Source organism: Prosthecodimorpha hirschii (assembly GCF_001305515.1).
In the GTDB taxonomy this organism is placed as follows: domain Bacteria; phylum Pseudomonadota; class Alphaproteobacteria; order Rhizobiales; family Ancalomicrobiaceae; genus Prosthecodimorpha; species Prosthecodimorpha hirschii.
In genome coordinates, this window is the sequence record NZ_LJYW01000001.1 from 3947777 (window position 1) to 3965160 (window position 17384).

The window sequence follows — 17384 nt, forward strand, 5'->3', positions numbered from 1 at the left end:
CGGAGGCGCGCGATGGTGGGCTCAGACCGGTCGGAAATCGGTCGTCGAGTGCAATGGCATAAGCCTGCCTGACTGCGAGACTGACACGTCGAGCAGAGACGAAAGTCGGCCATAGTGATCCGGTGGTCCCGCGTGGAAGGGCCATCGCTCAACGGATAAAAGGTACGCCGGGGATAACAGGCTGATCTTCCCCAAGAGTCCATATCGACGGGAAGGTTTGGCACCTCGATGTCGACTCATCACATCCTGGGGCTGGAGCAGGTCCCAAGGGTTCGGCTGTTCGCCGATTAAAGTGGTACGTGAGTTGGGTTCAGAACGTCGTGAGACAGTTCGGTCCCTATCTGCCGTGGGTGTTCGAGACTTGAGACGATCTGTCCTTAGTACGAGAGGACCGGGATGGACGCACCACTGGTGGACCTGTTGTCCTGCCAAGGGCAGTGCAGGGTAGCTATGTGCGGACGGGATAACCGCTGAAGGCATCTAAGCGGGAAACCCACGTCAAAACAAGGTCTCGCTAAATAGGGCCGTGGGAGACGACCACGTCGATAGGCCGGGTGTGTAAGCGCAGCAATGTGTTCAGCTTACCGGTACTAATAGCCCGATCGGCTTGATGACTCTCATTTATCCATGCTTACGCCATCAGGCGGTCGGCAATGGGCGACAGTCCGTCGGAGCCACCAGGCTCCCGGCGCCAATGCCCATGCGACACTGCCGAAGGCAAACCCCGAGAAAACCCTTTCGTGCTTCGCTGGCCTGGTGGTTCCAGCGGGGGGCCCATACCCGATCCCATTCCGAACTCGGCCGTCAAACCCCCCAGCGCCCATGGTACTTCGTCTCAAGACGCGGGAGAGTCGGTCGCTGCCAGGCCTGCAAAGCACGAAACACACCAAGCCTCTCTCCCAAACCTTCTCTCCACAACACCCAGCACAAACTCGCTGGCAAAACCTCCCATCCCGCGGGGTGGAGCAGCCCGGTAGCTCGTCAGGCTCATAACCTGAAGGTCGTCAGTTCAAATCTGGCCCCCGCAACCAAAACGTTCGACGCCCCGTGCCCAAAAGCACGGGGCGTTTTGCGTTATTCTAACGGCCCATTCCGCGGCAAAGCCGGCCGCGGCGCTCACACCTCGCACGCACCCTCCCCAATGCGATTGCCGGGCGGGGCGGGGGCCGGCGGGCGACAGCGCGGGGACCATCGGCTATTGACGGCGGCATCCTGTGTTGCGCCGCCCCGGACCGGGCGGCCGGTTGCCGAGGTTGCCGCCATGGAAGCCGCCGCCATCCTGACACCTTCGGCCCTGGCGCCGTTTCTCCTCAATGTCGCGCCGGCCATGCCGGTCTTCATCTGGGGGCCGCCCGGCATCGGCAAGTCGGCGCTGGTGCGCGGCTTCGCGGAAGCGGTCGGCCTGCCCTGCGTCTCCCTGCTCGGCTCGCAACTGGCCCCGGAAGACATCATCGGCGTGCCGCAGATCGTCGACGGCAAGTCGCGCTTCTGCCCGCCGACCCTGATCGCGCGCGACGAGCCCTATTGCCTGTTCCTCGACGAGCTGAATGCCTGTTCGCACGAGGTGCAGAAGGCCTTCTATTCGCTCTTCCAGGGCCTCCGGTCCGTCGAGTGCCGCTTCCAACACTTCGACTTTGCGACGATAAGCCTCCGCGAGCTTCGGGTGGCCAAGCAACGTGAACAGGGAAGCGGCAACGTCGTCCGTGTCGGCGCAGGCGCGCTGTGGCGAAGTCCTTGCGTGGAATGGCCGGCGCCCGACAGCTCAAAGGCGCGCTCCGCCGGCCGGCAAGGGGCGGGGAAACCGCGATCATCGCCCGAAGATGTCCAGGATGCGGTTCCAGCGCATGCCCAGATCGAGCACGGTCTCGCGCCAGGCATGGAAGGGAAAGGGCGTCACCGGAACCGTCGGAATGTCGAACGATTCCGGCCGACCGGCGAGCTTGCGTCCCAACCAGGCACCGGCGCGGTGCGACAGGGCGACGCCGCGGCCATTGTAGCCGACGAGCACGTGGAGATCGTCCGGCAGGGCGTGATAGTGCGGGAGATAGTCGAGGGTGATGCCGACCAGACCGGTCCAGCCATGGGCGATCGGCAGGTCGGCGAGCGACGGGAAGATGCCGGCCAGGACGGATTTCAGGGTCGAGTAGTCCGCGACCTTGTCGGACGTCACTCGCGAGGACGAGAAGGACGCCCGCCCGCCGAGCACGAGGCGCCCGTCCGGGCTCTTTCGGAAATAGAGCACCAGACGGCGGCTGTCATAGACGGCCTGATTGCCGGGCAGGATGGCGTCGCCGTGCGCGCCGAGCGGTTCCGTGGCGATCTGGAAGCTGTTCACCGGCAGCAGGCTGCGCGCCAGGCCCGGGACCAGCGCGTCCGTATAGGCATTGGTCGCGACCAGAACCTTGCGCGCGTGAACCATGCCGCCGGGCGTGGTGATCCGCCAACCCTTGCCGATGCGGTTCAGGGTGAGTGCCGGAGAATCGGGGAAGAGGGCGGCGCCGGCGGCTTGCGCCGCGCGCGCCAGTTCGCGGCAGAGGTCGAGTGGATGCACGCTCGCGCCGCGCGGATCGAACAGACCGCCGGGATAGCGCCCGGTGCCGACGCGGGCTACGACATCGGCGGCGCTGAGATCCTCGACCGCGACACCGCTCCGGCGCAAGCCGGCGGCGGCCTCGCGCACCGTCTGCAAGGCCACGCGGTTGTGCGCGAGGCGGAACAGCCCGTTACGCTCGAAGCGGCAGTTCAGGCGCTTGCGGGCGATGAGGTCGGCCAGAAAGTCCGGCGCCTCCTGGCCGAGCCGGTAGAGCCCCCGGCCGCTCTCGCCGAAGCGCGCCGCCAGCGCCGTTTCGTCAAGCTTCAGGCCGGGATTGACCTGCCCGCCATTGCGTCCGCTCGCACCGAAACCGATGCTCTCGGCCTCCAGCACGCACACCGAACTGCCGATCTCCGCGGCGTGCAGCGCGGCGGAGAGGCCCGTGAAGCCGCCGCCGACAATGGCGATATCGACGCCCTTCTCGCCGTCGAGCGGCCGGCCTTCGAAAGGCGGAACCTGACTGGACGCGGCCCAGAGTCCTTGCGGTGCGGCGGCCGGTGCCATGATCAGCCTTCCCGGTGGCGAACGAGGAAATGCTTGCGCATGGTCTCGCTCACTTCCCAGACACCCGTGAAACCGGGGCGGATGATGGCCGTCGTGCCCGGCTCCAGGGCGATCGCGTGCCCGTCGTCGCGCCGCAGCACGCCGCGGCCGGAGAGAATGCGCAGGAATTCCCATTTGTCATAGGCGATGGTCCAGCGGCCGGGCGTCGATTCCCACTCGCCGCCGGTCATGTCCCCCTCGGCGAAGTGGATCCAGCTGCGCCAGCGGGGGTCCCCGGCGAGGATGCGGTCCTGCGAAGGCGCACTCCGTGTCGGCTCCGTGGTGGCGCTGTCGAAGTCGATGAGATCGGGCATCATGGGGGCAGGCACCTTTCGGCGGGTCACGGGCGCGGCGCGAACAGGAGCGCATCCGCGGCGTTCCAGGAGAGATGGACCGTCTCGTCCAGCCCGGCGCGCGCCGCCGGCGCCGTGCGGGGCTGGCGCACCAGGAAGGTGCCGAGCGCCGTGACGATGGACAGTCGGATGGTGGCGCCGAGGAATTCGCGCGCGACGATCCGGCCCGCGATGACATTTCCGGCCGGGGCCGGCGCGCCGGCGAGGGTGATGGCCTCGGGACGGATCACCATCAGACCGCGCTCGCCGGAGATGTCCTCCTGCCGTATGGCGGTAAAGGCGAGGCCGCCGATCTCGACCGGCTGGCAACCGGCCACCGCCGGGCCGGTCAGGCGGACGTCGAAGGCATTGGATTCGCCGACGAAGGAGGCGACGAAGGCATTCCGGGGCCGTTCGTAGATCTCGTCCGGCGTGGCGAGCTGGCAGATCGTGCCGCCGGCCATCACCGCGATGCGGTCGGATAGCGCCAGCGCCTCCTCCTGGTCGTGGGTGACATAGATCACCGTCACGCCGAGGTCGCGCTGAATGCGCTTGATCTCGGTCTGCAACTCGTCGCGCAGGCTGCGGTCGAGCGCGCCGAGCGGCTCGTCCATCAAGAGGACCGGCGGGGCGAAGACGAGGGCGCGGGCGAGCGCCACGCGCTGCTGCTGGCCGCCGGAGAGCGCGGCGATCTTGCGGTCGGCGAAGGCCTCGAGATGAACGGTGCCGAGCAGACGCTTCACCTCCGCCTCGATCTCGCCGGCAGGACGCTTGCGCATGCGCAGCGGGAAGGCGACGTTCTCGAACACGTTCAGATGCGGGAACAGCGCATAGCTCTGGAACACCACGCCGAGATTGCGCTTCTCGGGCGGCAGGTCGACGATGTCGCGCCCGTCGATGGCGATGCGGCCGGCATCCGGTTCGACGAAGCCGGCCACGGCCATCAGCGTCGTGGTCTTGCCCGAGCCGGACAGGCCGAGCAGCGTCACGAACTCGCCGGGTGCGATATCGAGCGAGACATTGTCCACGGCAACGAAATCGCCGTAGCGCTTGCTCAGCCCCTCAATGCGGATGGCTGCTCCTGCCATCGCCTCACCAGAACCGACGGGGGGCATCGGTGATCAGTTCGTAGCCGTCCGGGGTCACCAGGATCGATTCCTCGAAGTCGCCGAGATAGCCGTCCTGCGTGATGGTCCTCTCCACCGAGAGCACCATGTTGGGCAGGATCGGCGTGGTCACGCCGCGCGCCAGCCACGGATCGTCCCAGCCCAGCCCGATGCCGTGCCCCATGGCGGAAAACACGCCGTCGATCTTGAAGCCCAGCGCCGTCTGCTTGCCGAGCCCGGCGGCGCCGAGATCGTGCGCCGTCGCACCGGGGCGAATGGCTCCGAGCGTTGCCTCGATGCAGGCGATGGCAGCCTCGAACAGTTCGACCTGCCGGGCCGACACGGGGCCTACCGCCTTGGCCCGCGCGAGATCGAACACGTAGCCGTCGACCGCGCCGGAAATGCCGAGGCGGATCCAGTCGCCCTTCTCCAGGCGCTTCTCTGATCCCCAGGTGGGGAAGTTGCTCTTGGCAAGGCGGGAGGGATCGCCGCCGCGGCCGGAGGCCATGAAGGAATTGTAGAGAATGCCCCCGGCCGGAACGAGATGGTTGAGCCCGGCGGCCACCACGTCGCCATGCGAGGCGCCCGGCTCGGCCGCCGCCATCATCGCTTCGATCATCCGCGAGCCGACCTGCGAGGCGCGCCGCAGCAGCGCGATTTCGCCCGGCGACTTGATCGAGCGCAGTTTGGTCAGCACGTCGTCCGCCGGAACCAGCGTCAGATCGGGGAGGGCCGCCTTCAGCTTGTTCAGCATGGTGAAGGTCAGCACGTCGCCACCGACAAGCCCGACGCGGCCGCGCGCCAGACCGGCGCGCTTCAGCGCCTCGGCGGTGTCTTCAAGCACGAAGTCGGAATAGCTGACCTTGCCGTCGGCGAGGCGGATGCGCCCGTCGTCGGGCACGTCGATCAGCAGTTCCGGCGCGGCGTCGACCGGCAGCACCAGGAAGGTGTGGGCGCGGGCCGACCAGTTGCCCTCGAAATCCGGGATGAAGGGGAAATGGGTGTAGAAGTTCGTGAGATAAAGCACGTCGGCATAGCGGTCGAGCGTGCCGCCGCCCCGCGAGGCGACCAGAAGGCCGTCGAGCCCGCGCGCACGGGCAGCGTCGACCGCGCGGGCGCGGCGCTCGGCGAATTCCTCGGCGGGGATGATCGGCTTCGTCATGGGGTCATGTCCGTTTCAGCAGGGAAAACAGGGCCAGCAGCAGGCAGGAGCCGAGCAGCAGCAGGCAGGAAGCGGCGGCGGCGATCGGGCTGATCTCGAAGCGGATGCCGCTCCACATCTGCACCGGCAGGGTGGTCGCGCCGGAGCCCGAGATGAACAGCGCCACCACCACTTCGTCGAAGCTCGTCAGGAAGGCGAAGATGCCGCCCGCCGCGATGCCCGGCGCCAGTGCGGGCAGCGTCACTTTCCGGAAGGCAATGGCGGGTGTGGCACCGAGCGACCGGGCGGCATCGACGATGCGCCAGTCGAGCTTGTGCACCACGGCGGCCACGTTGATGACGACGAACGGCAGGGCGAGAATGGTATGCGCCACGATAAGGCCCGGCACCGAGGCGATGAGACCGATCTGGGCGAAGGGCCGGTAGAGCGCGACGGCGGTGATGATGGCCGGGACGATCATCGGCAGCAGGAAGAACAGGCCGAGCAGCCGGTTGGCGCGTGGCGGCAGCCTGGGCAGGGCAAGCCCGATCATGGTGCCGAGCACGGTGGTCAGCGCGGCGGTGAAGGTCGCGACGACAAGGCTGGTGACGAAGGCCCCGCTCCATTCCGGCCGCGTGAAGAAGGCCGCGTACCAGCGGGTCGAGAAGCCTTGCGGCGGAAAGGTGATGAAGTCGGTCTTGGTGAACGAGATCGGCACCACGATCAGCGTCGGCAGGATCAGATAGACGCAGACGGTCGCCGCGATCGCGCCGAGGAGCAGGCGGCCCGGCCGTCTCATTCCGCCCCCCACAACCGGCGCAATCCGAGAAAGCGGTCGCCGAACGCATAGAGCACCAGGGTCGATACCAGCAGCACCGCCGAGAGCGCCCCGGCGAAGGGCCAGTTGAGCGTCTGGTTGACGTTGAATTCGATCAACTGCGCCAGAAGGATGTCACGCTGGCCGCCCAGCATCGCCGGCACGACGAAGAACCCCAGGCTGATCATGAAGACGAGCAGGACGCCGCCCAGCGCGCCCGTCAGCGTCAGCGGGACGTAGACCTTGAGGAAGGCCGCGCGTGGAGAGGCGCCCAGCGAGCGGGCGGCATCCATCACGCGCGGATCGATCCGGCTCATCACGGCGGCGAGCGGCAGCACCATGTAGGGCAGCATGATCTGCGTCATGCCGATGAGCACGCCGGTGGTGTTGTAGACCAGCGGCAGCCCGCTCTCGACCAGCCCGGCCTCGCGCAGCGCGCCGTTGATCACTCCCTGCGGATTGAGCAGCACGATCCATCCATAGGAGCGCACCAGCAGATTGGTCCAGAAGGGGATGAGGATGCACAGCAGGATCAGCCCCCGCGCCACACCTTTCGAGCGGTTCAGCTGATAGGCGAGGGGATAGCCAAGGATGAGGCACAGAGCTGCGGTCGCGGCACTCAAGGTGAGCGTGCGCAGGATGACGCGCAGATAGACGGGCTGGGTGAGGATCCGCTCGTAATGCACGAACGAGCCCGCCGGGTCGCCAAAGCTCGTCGCCAGCAACTGGCCGACGGGCAGCACGAACAGCCCTGCCAGCAGCATGAAGCCCGGCAGGATCAGCACATACGGCCCGTGCCGGCGCACGGCATGCATCATCGTCGAGGACATCCCGCCGTCGATCCGTTCAGGACAGTTTCCAGGCGTTGACCTGCTCGGTGACGCCGGAGAGGTTCTCGCCCCACCATTTCTCGCCCATGATCACAGCCTTGCCCTGCATCTGCGGGCCGCCCGAGAGGATGTTGGCGCGCTCCGGCGGCAGAAGCTCGAAGGCTTTCGGCACCACCGGGCCATAGGTGTAGACCTTGGCGATCTCGGCCTGCGCCTCGCGGGTGAGGCAGAAGGCGATCAGCTGCATGGCCTCGGCCTTGCGCGTGGTGCCCTTCGGCACGACCATCGCCGACCAGGTGAGGAAGCTGAGGCCGAACTGGATATCGATGGGGGCGCCGTGCGAGCGGGCGTTGAGCGCCCGGCCGTCGGGGGTCAGCGCGATGGCCGCCTGGCCGTCGCTCATCATCTGCTCGGCCTGGGCATTGGTCTCGTAGAACTGGATGTCGTCGCGGATCGTGCTGAGCTTCTTCAGCGCGCGCGGAATGTCGAGCGGATAGAGTTTGGCCGGGTCGACGCCGTCGGCCAGCAGCGCGGCCTCGAGATAGGCGCCGTTGGCCTTGGTGTAGAAGGCGCGCTTTCCCGGGAACTTCTTGGTGTCGAAGACGTCGGCGAAGCTCTGCGGGCCGGCGCCGAGCTTCTTGTTGTAGGCGACGAGCCGCGAGAACAGCACCTGCGGCACGGAATATTCGGTGATCATGTCCGCACCGGGCATGATCTGGCTCTTGTCGACCACGTTGAAATCGATGGGCTCGAGCAGGCCGCGCTTCGGGCCGATCCACTGGAAGTCGGGCAGGACTTCGACGACATCCCAGTCGGTGCGGCCGGATTCGACCATCGCCTGCACGCGGCCATAGGTATTGCCCTGCACGGTGCGCACTTCGATGCCGGTCTTGGCCGTGAACGGCTTGAACCACGCTTCGCGCATGGCCGCTTCCCATGAGCCGCCCCAGCTTGCGAACACCACCTCTTTGGCCTGCGCCCGAAGCACGCTGGGCGCCGAGACGGCGAGCAGCGACGCGCCGCCGAATTTGAGCAACAGCCGGCGATCGATGGCCTTGCCTGACGAGGGAGCGGAAATGCGCCGGTTGCCCATGGGGGGATCCTCATCTCATGTGGATTGGACTAACCAATTCAGACCATATCGACAGTATGAGCGACCATCTTCCGTGTAAAGTCCAATTTATGGGCCTCATATGCCCTGAACCCGTGCTTGCCACGGGTGTATTGGTATGATTGGTATAGGTCTGTCTTCATCCGGCACCGATTCCCATGGATCTTCAAGACGACACCCTGCCCGTTGCCCCAGCGCAGTCGCGCGACGACCTGCTGGCCCAGTTGCGGCAGGCCATCGCGGGCGGCATGCTGCGCCCGGGTGCCCGGCTGCCGAATGAGCGGCTGGTGGCCGAGCGCAGCGGCCTCTCGCGCTCGACCGTGCGGGTGGTGTTCGGGCTGCTCGAGCAGGAGGGGCGCATCGCCCGCCATGTCGGGCGCGGCACCTATGTCAAAGAGGCCGCCGCTGCCACCGCGCCGGCGGCCACTGAGGAGCTCTGGCCGACGCCGGCCGAGTTCATGGAATTTCGCCTGTCCTGCGAACCGCCCCTGGTCGAACTTGCGGTGCTGAAATCGACCGACGCCCAGCTCGAGCATCTGTCGTCGGTGGCCGAGGCGGGCCGGCGGGTGGCCGCCTGGCGCGACGCCGAGCATGCCGACCGGCGCTTCCACGAGGCGATCTTCGACTTGACCAGCAACAGGCTCTACATGGAACTCGGCAGGCGGCTGAGCGCGGCACGGGACAGCCGCGGCTGGCTGCGCCTCAAGGAAGGCAGCTTCTCGCTGGAGAAATGGGCCGTGTACCAGCAGGAGCACGAAGCCATCGTCGAAGCGCTCCAGGACAGGAATGCCGATGCCGCGCGCCAGGCCCTTCGCCGCCATCTCGGCGGCGTGCGGGCCAACGCCCAGATGGTGGCATGGGAGATCTAGCGCGCCCTGCGGTGCGGCATCCGATCTGAACGGATCGGCGGATCGATCGGTCCGCCCGCGTCGGCCCCACCCGATCGGATCGACCGGGGGCCGGGTTCGCGGCAGCCACGCGGCGCCGTCCGGCCGCGCGCCATGGCGCGCGGCGATGCCGAGGCTCCAGAATGCGCCGGGTCGGCTACAGGGCCGCGCGGGCATCCTTGCGGGCAAGGCGGGCGAGCAGGTAGTCGACCTCCGCCTTGGCGGCGGGCGTCAGGCCCGCGCCGGGCTTGCGCTGGGCGTCGCTGGCCAGGATGCCGCGGCGCATCAGGGTATACTTGCGCACCGCGAGGCCGGCGCCGGGCTGCTGCTCGTAGCGCAGCAGCGGCAGGTGGGCGTCGAACAGGTCGTGCGCGTCGTCGCGCCGGCCGGCCTTCTGCAGGGCGACGGTGTCGATCAGCATCTCCGGGAAGGCATAGCCGGTCATCGCACCGTCGGCACCGCGCTCCATCTCGAAATCCAGGAACAGGCCGCCGTTTCCGGTCAGGATCGAGATGTGCCGCAGCGAGCCGTCCGCCTCGAAGCGGCGCAAGGCGGAGATCTTCTCCAGGCCCGGCCAGTCCTCGTGCTTCAGCATCACGCAGGACGGATTGTCCATCACGATCCGGCGGATCACGGCCGGGGTCATGATCACCGACAGCGTCAGCGGATAGTCCTGGATGACGAAGGGGATATCGGCGCCGATCGCCTCGATCGCCTGGCCATAGTAGCCGGTGATCTGGTCGTCGGTGCGCAGCGACGGCGGCGGCGCGATCATCACCGCCGCGGCGCCGGCCTCCATCGCGTCCCGGGCCAGCCGGCGCATCGCCGCGAAGCCGGGCGCCGAGACGCCGACGATGACCGGCTTGCCGGGCATGCCGGCGACCGCCACCTTGACGATCCGGAGCGATTCCTCCGGCTCCAGCTTCGGCGCCTCGCCCATGATGCCGAGCACCGTGGTGCCGTCGGCGCCGAGCCCGTCATACCAGGCGAACAGCCGCTCGGCGGAGGCCCAGTCGAGGCTGCCGTCGGCCGCGAAGGGCGTCGGAGCGATCGGGAAGACGCCTGCGGCGGTCGGGGTCAGGTGCATGGACAGAGTATCCTCGTTCGGCCGGCCGTCTGCCGGCGAAAGACGCCTTCTCGCGCGGCGCGGGCCGTCCGTCCAGGCCTTTCGGGCGATATCGCCCATGCCGTCGCCGCACTCCGCAGCGGCGGCGTCGGCCCGGGTCAGAACTGCGCCACCCGGCCCCAGACCGAGGCGTCGAGCCGGCGCGGATCGTAGGGTGCCGGATCGACGATCGGCGTCGCTCCGGTGATCAGGTCGGCGACCAGATGGCCGATGCCCGGCCCGACGCCGAAGCCGTGGCCGCTCAGTCCGGAGGCCAGGATGAAGCCCGGCAGTCGGTCGTAGCCGCCGATCGCCGCCACGCCGTCCGGGGTGCTGTCGATATAGCCGGCCCAGGCGGCGGTCACCGGCGCATCGGCGAGGGCCGGCAGCAGGATGCCGGCACGCCGGCGGGTCACCTCGATCTGGCCCCGGTCCGGCTTCGGATCGAGGATCCGGTTCGCCTCCATCGGCGTCGGCCGGTCGAGCGCCCAGCGGGCCAGCGTCTCGTGCCCGCCGCGCAGGCCCTCGAGGCCGCCGACCGCCAGGCTGCGCCAGCGGCCGAGGAACATCGGCACGAACTGGCGGGCGAAGCGGAGCTGCTGCAGCGTCGGGTCGACCCGCGCCTTGCCGCTGACCGCGAGCGTCCAGCCGCCGCTGCCGCGCCGGGTCACCGAGACGCGCGCGGTGTGGAGTGCATCCGGCAGCGTCGCGTCGACCGGCGCCACGGCGAGGATCGAGGAGCGGACCGAGGCCTGCGGGAAGTCGATGCCGACCTGCCGGCAGAAGGAGGAGGTCCAGGCGCCGCCGGCATGGACCACGGTCGCGGTGCGGATGGTGCCCTTCTCGGTGACCACGCCGGCGATCCGCCCGCTGGCCAGCTCCAGGCCGCGCGCCGCGCACATCTGATGCACCGTGCCGCCGGCCGCCATCACGCCGCGCGCGATGATCGGCGCGGCCCGGCTCGGATCGGCGATGCCGTCGCTCGGCGAAAAGACCCCGCCCTTCCAGGCCTTGCCGGTCGCCCGGCCGCGCTCGGCCGCCTCGGCCGCGTCGAGGATATGGGTCGTCACGCCGTGGTGCCGGGCCATGTCGCGCCAGGCGGCCCAACGGGCGATCTCGGCCTCGTCGTCGCTCAGATAGAGCAGCCCGCAGCGGCTGAAGCCGAGATCCGCACCGATCTCGCCGGCAAGCCGATCCCACAGTTCGAGGCTGCGGGTGGCGAGCGGCAATTCGCGAACGTCGCGGTTCTGTTGCCGGCACCAGCCCCAGTTCCGGCTGGACTGCTCGGCACCGATCCGCCCCTTTTCGACCAGGGCCACGCTGACGCCGCGCCGGGCCAGATAGTAGGCCGCCGACACGCCGGCGATGCCGCCGCCGATCACGACCACATCGGCTGCGGACGGCAGGACGGGCGACGATTCGATGGCAAGCAGCGGTGCGGGCATGCGGATCTCCGGTCTGACGCCCCGAGACTATCCGGGTGGCGGCGGCCGGAGCCGCCGGACTGCGGGCCGGGACGGCATAACATGCTGCCGCGCCGTCGACCGACGGCGCAACCTTCGCCCGTCCGCAGGCTCCAATGGAGCGGCCGGCCACCGCGGGATTGCCCCGGCCTCGCGGCTCGACCATGATCGCCTGTGGCGCCTGATGACATCGGTCGGCCGACCGGCGGCGCAGCTTCGGGACCCTGCATGAAGCTCGATCAGATCGACCTGAAAATCCTCTCCGAACTGCAGAAGAACGGCCGCATCACCAATGTGGAGCTGGCCGAACTGGTCAATCTGTCGCCGAGCCCGTGCCTGATGCGGGTCAAGAAGCTGCAGCAGGAGGGCTACATCCTCGGCTATTCGGCCCGCATCAACGTCGCCAAGCTCGGCCAGCCGCTGACCGTCTTCACCGAGATCACCCTGAAGAACCACCGCCAGTCGGATTTCGCGCGCTTCCTGGCGGTGGTCGAGAAGCTCGATTCCGTCGTCGAATGCCACCTCGTTTCGGGCGGCTACGACTATCTCGTGAAATTCGTCACGGGCGGCATCGCCGAGTACCAGGTCCTGATGGAGCGCCTGATCGACCTCGACATCGGCATCGACAAGTATTTCAGCTTCGTGGTCCTGAAATCCCCGATCGTGAAACCGCATATCCCGCTGGCGACCCTGTTCCATGCGGAGTGAGCGGAGGCAGGGGGGGGGGGAGGAGGGAGTTGGGAGCTGGGAGTTGGGATTGGGCGGTAGGGTGTGGGCGGTAGCCGGTGGTGAATTGTCCCTGGGCAATTCCCCCAAACCGCAATCCCGGACAAGGCCCGAAGGGCCGCCGATCCGGGACCCACTCGCCTCACAGCCGCATCAAGACCATCAATGAAAGCATGGTCTTACGGCAATTCGCCAGCGGAGTAGGTCCCGGCTCTCCGCTTCGCTCCGGCCGGGATTGCGGTTGAGGGGGATGTGTCCCGCTTCGCAGTCCGCCAGTCGGGGTTTCCAATTGGCTACCGGCCTCCCTGCCCGCATAGCAGGTCCTGATGGAGCGCCGGATCGACCTCGACATGGGTATCGATAAGTATTTCAGCTTCGTGGTCCTGAAATCCCCGATCGTGAAACCGCACATCCCGCTGGTGACCTTGTTTCATGCGGAGTAAGGGGAGGCAGTCGCCGGTGGTGAATTGTCCCTGGGCCGTTCCCCCAAACCGCAATCCCGGACAAGGCCCGAAGGGCCGCCGATCCGGGACCCACTCGCCTCGCGGCCGCATCAAGATCGTCAATGAAAGCATGGTCTTATGGAAATTTGCCAGCGGAGTGGGTCCCGGCTCTCCGCTTCGCTCCGGCCGGGATTGCGGTTGAGGGGGATGTGTCCCGCTCCGCAGTCCGCGCGTCTGGGATTCCAATTGGCTACCGGTCTCCCTGCCCGCATAGAAGGTCCTGATGGAGCGCCTGATCGACGTCCGGCATCGACAAGTATTTCAGCCTCGTCGTCCTGAAATCCCCGATCGTGAAACCGCACGTCCCGCTGGCGACTTTGTTTCATGCGGAGTGAGGGGAGGCAGAGGGTGGTGGACGGTAGCCGGTGGTGAATTGTCCCTGGGCAATCCCCCAAACCGCAATCCCGGACAAGGCCCGAAGGGCCGCCGATCCGGGACCCATTCACCTCACAGCCGCATCAAGATCATCAATGAAAGCATGGTCTTACGGCAAGTCGCCAGCGGAGTGGGTCCCGGCTCTCCGCTTCGCTGCGGCCGGGATTGCGGTTGAGGGGGATGGGTCCCGCTCCGCAGTCCGCCAGTCAGGGACTCCGATTGGCTACCCGTCTCCCTGCCGGATGTATCCCCCGCCTACCGCCCGCCGAACGCCTTCACGAGTTCCGGATCGCGGTCGAGGCTGTCGAGCCAGGTCGGGTCGAGTTTGGGGACCGAGGCGTAGAGGAGGCGGGAATAGGGGTGGCTGTCCGGGCCGCCGAGCTGGTCCGGGGCGGCCTGTTCGATCTTCTCGCCCTTGTACATGACCGCGACCTCGTCGCAGATCGCCCGCACGGTGTTCAGGTCGTGGCTGATGAACAGGTAGGAGACGCCGAGTTCGCGCTGCAGTTCCTTGAGCAGGTCGATGATCGCCGCCGCCACGACGGTGTCGAGCGCGGAGGTGATCTCGTCGCACAGGATCAGGCGCGGCTCGGCGGCGAGCGCCCGGGCGAGATTGACGCGCTGCTTCTGGCCGCCGGACAGTTCCGTCGCCCGCCGGTGGCGCAGGCTGCGCGGCAGGTGGACCATGTCGAGCAGCCGGTCGACGCGGGCTTGCCGCTCGGCGCCGCCGATGCCGTGATAGAAGGTGATCGGACGGCCGAGGATCTCGTCGACCGACTTCATCGGATTGAGCGCGGTGTCGGCGGACTGGAACACGATCTGCAGCTTGCGCAGTTCGTCGCGCGAGCGGGCGCCGGCATCGGCGGCGAGTTCCTTGCCGTCGAACAGGATATGGCCGCGGGCGCGCGGCACGATGCCGGCGATGACGCGGGCAAGCGTCGACTTGCCGCAACCGGATTCGCCGATGATGCCGAGATTGCGGCCGGCGGCGAGCGACAGGGTCACGTCGCGCACGACAGGTACGGCCGGCATGCCGTCGGACATGACGCGGCCGTAGCCGGCGATGACGCCGGAGAGTTCCAAGAGCGGATGCGGATGGACGGCCGCCTCGGTCGTCGCCGGCACGGCCCGGTTGGGGGCGAAGGCGGCGAGCAGTTCGCGCGTATAGGGATGCTGCGGCCGCTCCAGGATCGCCGCCGTGGTGCCGATCTCCTGGATCTCCCCGGCCTTGAGCACGACGATCCGGTCCGCGATCTGCGCCACCACGGCAAGATCGTGCGAGACATAGACCCCGGCCATGCCGCCGCGCTTCATGACCGCCTTGAAGGCGCGCAGAACCTCGATCTGGGTGGTCACGTCGAGCGCGGTGGTCGGCTCGTCGAAGATCATCAGCTTCGGGCCGCCGATCAGCGCCATGGCGGCGGAGAGCCGCTGCAACTGGCCTCCGGAGACCTGATGCGGATAGCGGTCGCCGATCGTGTCGGGCTCGGGCAGCGACAGGGCGCGGAACAGTTCGACGGCGCGGATGCGCGCCTCGGCGTCGGACATCAGGCCATGGATGCGGGTGACCTCGATCACCTGGTCCATGATGGTGCTGGCCGGATTGAAGGCCGCCGCCGCGCTCTGCGGCACATAGGCGACATCGGTGCCGCGGATCGCCTGCCGCTCGCGCTCGGAGAGCCGCACCATGTCCTTGCCGCCGACCGTGACCGAGCCGCCGGAGATGCGGCAGCCGGGCCGGGTATAGCCCATCAGCGTCAACGCGATGGTCGACTTGCCCGAGCCGCTTTCGCCGATCAGGGCGACGATCTCGTCGTCCTCGATCGTGAAGCCGACCTTGCGGATGATCTCGACCCTGCGCCCGGCATCGGTGGTCGCCTCGACCTCGAGGTCGCGAATCTCAACGATCGTCGCCATCACGCGCTCCGGTCCCGGATCTTCTGCGGCAGGTTGTCGATCAGGAGATTGACTCCGATCGTCAGGCTGGCGATGGCCAGCGACGGCGCCATCACGGCCGGCGCGCCGAAGGACAGGCCGCCGATATTCTCGCGCACCAGCGCGCCCCAGTCGGCATTCGGCGGTTGCACGCCGAGGCCCAGGAAGGAGAGGCCTGACAGGAGCAGCACGATGAACACGAAGCGCAGCCCGACATCGGCGAAGACCGGCCCGACGATGTTCGGCAGGATCTCCGATCCGATCAGATAGCCGAGACTTTCGCCGCGGATGCGCGCCACGGTGATGAAGTCCATCGTGTTGACGTTGACGGCGAGCGCCCGGGCGAAGCGGAAGGCGCCCGGCGTGTAGATGATCGCCAGCGTCATGATCAGGACCGGGATCGAGGAGCCGACGCCGGCGACCACGACGAGGCCGAACAGCTTGCTGGGGATCGAGTTGAGCGCATCCAGAAGCCGGCTCAGCGCCGAATCCGCCCAGCCGCCCATCACCGCCGCCGCCATGCCGAGCGAGACGCCGGCGAAACAGGCGATCGCCACCGCGGCGAGCGAGATGCCGACCGTGTAGCGCGCGCCCATCAGCACGCGGGACAGCATGTCGCGGCCGAGATAGTCGGTGCCGAGCGGGAATTTCGCGGTCAGCGGGCCGAAATAGTCGTAGTCGACGATCTCGCCGACCCCGTGCGGCGTGATCCAAGGCGCCGCGATCGCGACGATCGCCCAGGCCAGCACGACGGCGAAGCTCGCCAGGCCGACGCCGTTGACGCGGTAGCCGGTCCAGCGGCCGATATGATGCGACAGGACGGCCATCAGCGGAGCCTCGGATTGGCCAGGATGGCGAGGATGTCGGCGGTCGTGGTCAGGAGCAGGTAGACGAGGCAGAAGATCATGGCGCAGGTCTGAATCAGCGGCAGGTCGCGGGTCGCGACCGCATCGACCATCAGCTTGGCGATGCCCGGATAGTTGAAGATGGTTTCGACGATGATCACCCCGCCGAGCAGGTAGGACAGCGAGAGTGCGACCGCGTTGACGATCGGCCCGATGGCGTTGGGCAGGGCATGGCGCAGCACGACGCGCGCCGGCGAGGCGCCCTTGAGGATGGCCATCTCGACATAGGGGCTCTGCAGGGCCTCGATCACGGCGGCGCGGGTCATGCGGATCATCTGGGCCGAGATGACGAAGCTCAGCGTCATGATCGGCATGGCGTAGATCTTCAGGAGTTCGCCGAAGGTCGACACGTCGCGGGCGATCGACAGGGCCGGCAGCCATTTCAGCCAGACGGCGAAGATCAGCACCGCGCTGGTCGCGACCATGAATTCCGGCACCGAGATGACCCCGATGGTCAGCATCGAGACCGTCCGATCGTAGATCGAGCCGCGCATGGCGGCGGCCGTGATGCCGAGCGTCAGGGCGATCGGCACCGAGAACAGCGCGGTCAGCCCGGCGAGCTTCAGGGAGGAGACCAGCCGGCCGCCGATCAGCTGCGCGATCGGCAGGTGGTTGGCATAGGAGGTGCCGAGATCGCCGGTGGCGAGGCCGGCCAGCCAGTGGCCGAAACGGACCAGGGCCGGCTCGTCGAGATGCATCGCGGTCCGGAGGCCGGCGACCGCCTCGGGCGTCGCCGCCTGGCCGAGCAGGATCTCGACCACGTCGCCGGGCAGGATCGCGGTCGCGGCGAAGACCGTGAAGGACACGACCACCATCGTGAACAGCGCGATCAGCAGGCGTCCTGCGATCAGGGACGGTATCCTGGCTTTCATCCGCGCTCCCTTCGTTCGGCCACAGGATCGGCGTGCCCGCTGCGGTAACCATACCGCATGCCGGCCTCGACGATGGTCTCGATTCGCAGTTTCGCTTAGCAAGGAGCGGGCCGGAACCGGGCGGATCGCGCATCCCGGAG

Annotated in this window: 14 protein-coding genes, 1 tRNA gene, 1 rRNA gene, 3 pseudogenes and 3 other annotated features; of the genes and pseudogenes, 7 read left to right on the top strand and 12 right to left on the bottom strand. The window is 67.8% G+C overall.

Annotated elements, in window-relative coordinates; all coding sequences use genetic code 11:
• Window positions 1–7: 7 nt before the first annotated feature.
• Window positions 8–153 (top strand) — a sequence feature (23S ribosomal RNA rRNA prediction is too short).
• A 19-nt stretch (window positions 154–172) separates the two neighbouring features.
• Window positions 173–332, top strand: a sequence feature (23S ribosomal RNA rRNA prediction is too short).
• Between the two features lie 20 nt (window positions 333–352).
• Window positions 353–602, top strand: a sequence feature (23S ribosomal RNA rRNA prediction is too short).
• A gap of 150 nt (window positions 603–752) precedes the next feature.
• The 3 genes and pseudogenes from rrf to ABB55_RS31295 all read left to right on the top strand — a co-directional run.
• A 5S ribosomal RNA gene (gene rrf / locus ABB55_RS17355) occupies window positions 753–867 on the top strand.
• Between the two features lie 87 nt (window positions 868–954).
• Window positions 955–1031 (top strand) — tRNA-Met (locus ABB55_RS17360).
• A gap of 296 nt (window positions 1032–1327) precedes the next feature.
• Window positions 1328–1540: pseudogene (locus ABB55_RS31295) on the top strand (AAA family ATPase); the annotation flags it as partial.
• Between the two features lie 267 nt (window positions 1541–1807).
• Here ABB55_RS31295 and ABB55_RS17365 read toward each other — a convergent pair.
• From ABB55_RS17365 to ABB55_RS17395, 7 genes are read right to left on the bottom strand one after another with little or no spacing between them, the layout of a single operon-like run.
• Window positions 1808–3097, bottom strand: a complete 1290-nt coding sequence (locus tag ABB55_RS17365; protein WP_054359922.1) for an NAD(P)/FAD-dependent oxidoreductase — start codon at window positions 3095–3097, stop codon at window positions 1808–1810.
• Between the two features lie 2 nt (window positions 3098–3099).
• Window positions 3100–3453: a cupin domain-containing protein gene (locus ABB55_RS17370; protein ID WP_054359923.1), complete on the bottom strand. Its 354-nt coding sequence runs from the start codon at window positions 3451–3453 to the stop codon at window positions 3100–3102.
• 23 nt (window positions 3454–3476) lie between these two features.
• Window positions 3477–4556, bottom strand: coding sequence for an ABC transporter ATP-binding protein (locus tag ABB55_RS17375; protein WP_083463704.1), 1080 nt, complete (start codon window positions 4554–4556; stop codon window positions 3477–3479).
• Window positions 4557–4560: 4 nt separating this feature from the next.
• Window positions 4561–5736 carry a M24 family metallopeptidase gene (locus tag ABB55_RS17380; RefSeq protein ID WP_054359925.1) on the bottom strand — a complete coding sequence of 392 codons (1176 nt, stop codon included), beginning with the start codon at window positions 5734–5736 and terminating at the stop codon, window positions 4561–4563.
• Between the two features lie 4 nt (window positions 5737–5740).
• A complete protein-coding gene (locus ABB55_RS17385; RefSeq protein WP_054359926.1) occupies window positions 5741–6514 on the bottom strand; it encodes an ABC transporter permease in 774 nt (257 codons plus the stop codon).
• Complete coding sequence (locus ABB55_RS17390) at window positions 6511–7362, bottom strand: ABC transporter permease (RefSeq protein ID WP_054359927.1); 852 nt, start codon at window positions 7360–7362, stop codon at window positions 6511–6513. Before ABB55_RS17390 ends, ABB55_RS17385 begins: the two co-directional genes overlap by 4 nt.
• 16 nt (window positions 7363–7378) lie before the next feature.
• Window positions 7379–8455 carry an ABC transporter substrate-binding protein gene (locus ABB55_RS17395; protein WP_054359928.1) on the bottom strand — a complete coding sequence of 359 codons (1077 nt, stop codon included), beginning with the start codon at window positions 8453–8455 and terminating at the stop codon, window positions 7379–7381.
• A 176-nt stretch (window positions 8456–8631) separates the two neighbouring features.
• Here ABB55_RS17395 and ABB55_RS17400 point away from each other — a divergent pair, with 176 nt between their 5' ends.
• Window positions 8632–9342, top strand: a complete 711-nt coding sequence (locus ABB55_RS17400; protein WP_054359929.1) for a FadR/GntR family transcriptional regulator — start codon at window positions 8632–8634, stop codon at window positions 9340–9342.
• A 175-nt stretch (window positions 9343–9517) separates the two neighbouring features.
• Here the strand turns inward: ABB55_RS17400 and ABB55_RS17405 are convergent, their stop codons facing one another.
• Window positions 9518–10447: a dihydrodipicolinate synthase family protein gene (locus ABB55_RS17405; RefSeq protein ID WP_054359930.1), complete on the bottom strand. Its 930-nt coding sequence runs from the start codon at window positions 10445–10447 to the stop codon at window positions 9518–9520.
• 137 nt (window positions 10448–10584) lie between these two features.
• Window positions 10585–11910 carry an NAD(P)/FAD-dependent oxidoreductase gene (locus ABB55_RS17410; protein ID WP_054359931.1) on the bottom strand — a complete coding sequence of 442 codons (1326 nt, stop codon included), beginning with the start codon at window positions 11908–11910 and terminating at the stop codon, window positions 10585–10587.
• A 246-nt stretch (window positions 11911–12156) separates the two neighbouring features.
• Between ABB55_RS17410 and ABB55_RS17415 the strand changes: the two genes are divergently transcribed.
• The 3 genes and pseudogenes from ABB55_RS17415 to ABB55_RS30640 all read left to right on the top strand — a co-directional run.
• Window positions 12157–12636, top strand: coding sequence for an Lrp/AsnC family transcriptional regulator (locus tag ABB55_RS17415; protein ID WP_054359932.1), 480 nt, complete (start codon window positions 12157–12159; stop codon window positions 12634–12636).
• 335 nt (window positions 12637–12971) lie between these two features.
• Window positions 12972–13097: pseudogene (locus ABB55_RS29075) on the top strand (Lrp/AsnC family transcriptional regulator); the annotation flags it as partial.
• Window positions 13098–13402: 305 nt separating this feature from the next.
• A pseudogene (locus tag ABB55_RS30640) lies at window positions 13403–13492 on the top strand (Lrp/AsnC family transcriptional regulator); the annotation flags it as partial.
• A gap of 295 nt (window positions 13493–13787) precedes the next feature.
• On the opposite strand, the gene ABB55_RS17420 reads toward ABB55_RS30640, so the two are convergent.
• The 3 genes from ABB55_RS17420 to ABB55_RS17430 are packed head-to-tail and all read right to left on the bottom strand — an operon-like array spanning window position 13788 to window position 17244.
• On the bottom strand, window positions 13788–15449 hold the full coding sequence (locus tag ABB55_RS17420) for an ABC transporter ATP-binding protein (RefSeq protein WP_054359933.1): 1662 nt from the start codon (window positions 15447–15449) through the stop codon (window positions 13788–13790).
• Complete coding sequence (locus tag ABB55_RS17425; RefSeq protein WP_054359934.1) at window positions 15449–16294, bottom strand: ABC transporter permease; 846 nt, start codon at window positions 16292–16294, stop codon at window positions 15449–15451. The genes ABB55_RS17420 and ABB55_RS17425 overlap by 1 nt, the downstream gene beginning before the upstream one ends.
• On the bottom strand, window positions 16294–17244 hold the full coding sequence (locus ABB55_RS17430; protein ID WP_054359935.1) for an ABC transporter permease: 951 nt from the start codon (window positions 17242–17244) through the stop codon (window positions 16294–16296). Before ABB55_RS17430 ends, ABB55_RS17425 begins: the two co-directional genes overlap by 1 nt.
• Window positions 17245–17384: the final 140 nt, after the last annotated feature.